The organism is Neobacillus drentensis, from assembly GCF_036965245.1.
GTDB lineage: Bacteria > Bacillota > Bacilli > Bacillales > Cytobacillaceae > Neobacillus > Neobacillus drentensis_G.
Genome location: NZ_JBALPG010000201.1, coordinates 391 through 2,682 on the forward strand (window position 1 = coordinate 391; position 2,292 = coordinate 2,682).

The 2,292-nt window shown below is 31.2% G+C and carries 3 protein-coding genes and 1 pseudogene; all 4 read right to left on the bottom strand.

Annotation, left to right across the window (positions count from 1 at the left end; genetic code table 11):
• A partial coding sequence (locus V7150_RS25155) for a Cfr family 23S rRNA (adenine(2503)-C(8))-methyltransferase (RefSeq protein WP_335523739.1) occupies positions 1-1,005 on the bottom strand: 1,005 nt, incomplete at its 3' end.
• A 152-nt stretch (positions 1,006-1,157) separates the two neighbouring features.
• Positions 1,158-1,319 (bottom strand): hypothetical protein, encoded by a 162-nt coding sequence (locus V7150_RS25160; protein WP_335523741.1) that lies wholly within the window; start codon positions 1,317-1,319, stop codon positions 1,158-1,160.
• Between the two features lie 168 nt (positions 1,320-1,487).
• Positions 1,488-1,922, bottom strand: coding sequence for a DUF4275 family protein (locus V7150_RS25165; RefSeq protein WP_335523743.1), 435 nt, complete (start codon positions 1,920-1,922; stop codon positions 1,488-1,490).
• Between the two features lie 162 nt (positions 1,923-2,084).
• A pseudogene (locus V7150_RS25170) lies at positions 2,085-2,292 on the bottom strand (CPBP family intramembrane glutamate endopeptidase); the annotation flags it as partial.

The window sequence follows — 2,292 nt, forward strand, 5'->3', positions numbered from 1 at the left end:
ATCTATATCAATTCCAAATTGACTTCTAATGGTCACATTAATACCTGATGATTTTAATTTTTTGTAAAAATTAACAACATGACCTTCACCAACTTCACCAAATCTTAAAGGAGAACTGACGGTTGGGTTATATCTGATTAAATTTACATGATATAAACGTCCTTCTTTATATCGACCTTTCAATAGACTTACTACTTCTTTAGCATGGTCAATAGAATCATTCACACCAGGTAACATAATATAAGCAATATATACTTTTCTTGATGTTATTCGTATATGCTCATCTAATGTGTCCATTACATCTAATAATGGATACCTATCATTAATCGGCATCAACTTACTTCGTTGTTTATTAAAAGGAGAATGTAACGAAAACGTCAAATTGACTTGCGGATAATTCAGAGTCATTTTTTTTATACTTGGTATAATACCAATAGTTGAAATAGATACCCTACGAGGGCTTAAAGCAAACAGCGTAGGATCAGTGAATACATCTAAAGCATCAAAAACTTGTACGTTGGCTAACGCTTCTCCCATCCCCATAAAAGAAATACTATCAATTGAATGACCTTGTAAGTAAAAATGGAGGATTTGGTCAGTTATTTCATCTGAAGTCAAATTTCTTTTTAATCCAATGTCACCTGTTGCACAAAATTTACACCCAAAATTACATCCGCACTGAGAAGATATACAAAATGATTCCCACCCAGCTTTATATTTCATATTTACCGTTTCTATTTTTTCATTTCCTGAAATTTCAAATAAGACTTTAGTGACTTGCTCAGAATGTTGTTCCTTTAAAGGAACAATATCTATAATAGACTCTCCAAATTCCTTAACTAAAATTTCTCTTAACGATTTTGGAAGTACATTAATTTCGTTGAATTTATTTATTCTTTCTTTAAAAATGGCATTCAATATTTGTTTCATTCTAAAATTAGGGTAATTATGTTCCCTTAAGAATTCATTTATTCTTCTATACTTATTGCTTTGTTTTAATTGCATCTTTCTCATCCTTTCATAAGACTCTCTAGTTTTATAGGAGTAAATAGAAAGGAGTTGTCTATCCCTTAAGTTAAAAATAAACACAAAAAAGCACCGATAGAATTATCGGTGCCGAACTTAAAATAAAAAATATGCACAAATAAATAAGGACTCTAAGTCATTGCCTTGTAATTTATTTGCCATAGAGGCAAAGCTCCGATAACTGTTTTTGTATGGTTGTATAGCATAAAAAAGGACAGACTACCCCCTTTGTCCGCTAAACCATTACCAATTTTCACATTTTTACCAAACAGAATTCTAAAAACAGTTAACATTGCTTGCACCTCCCTTTGTCAAATTTATTATTGAGTAATCTAACATAAAAGTGAGTATATGTAAAGTGTAATTCGAGAATTATTGTAAAACTAACCTGCCCTTTAGTCGAATAATGGTAATAAATAGGACTACCGATACTGTCCGTTTGTAGGTACTATGATAAACCCTTAACTTTTCTTGCTAAAATATGGACCGCACCAACCGGTTTCATGTGTTTGTATGTACGTCCAGTTAAATCCTTTATCTACAATATAAATATCTTGTTCATTTATTAGGTCCTCAGTATTAAGAACCAAGGCATTTTCTAAAAACATCACATAATCTGAATGCTGATAAAAAACATAACAATTATTCTTTGGCAGGTTATTAAATGCGGATTCAGCTTTTTCTCCTTCCAAACAATCCTTTTTCTCATAACTAAACAAGTGCCATAGATAGCCACAATAACCACCAGTATCAAATAGATAAATTGATTTCTTATCTTTATCGTTTAAATGATTGGCAAAATTATTCTCCCATTGCTTTCGTAAATAAGGTCCCCATTTTGGCATTTCGGTTATCTTTATTTTTTGGGCTTTAAGTCTATCGTATAGGTCATTCATTTTTACCCCTCCATCAATTAGGTAAAATTCGCCATAATTATTTGAAAAACCTTCTTCGAGTCAAATGCCCATTAGCCAAACAAAAAGAAGCTGCCAAAATGACAGCTCCGATCTTAAACTCTTGCACCCGATAGTTGAAGTGTATAGCTGTACAAACTATCACTAAATCATGTAATGATTTCCATTAATAATGTTTGTAGCTTTCTTGCCATACAATACTTTCTTTGGATTGATAATGATGATTAAAACTGCTACTACTAAATAAGAAATTGCGTTATACATGATTAAATCGATTAAGTTTCCGTTTATTAAGCCAATAAAAAAATTAAAGAATTGATGGATGATGATTGGGATGATTAAATTCTGATTT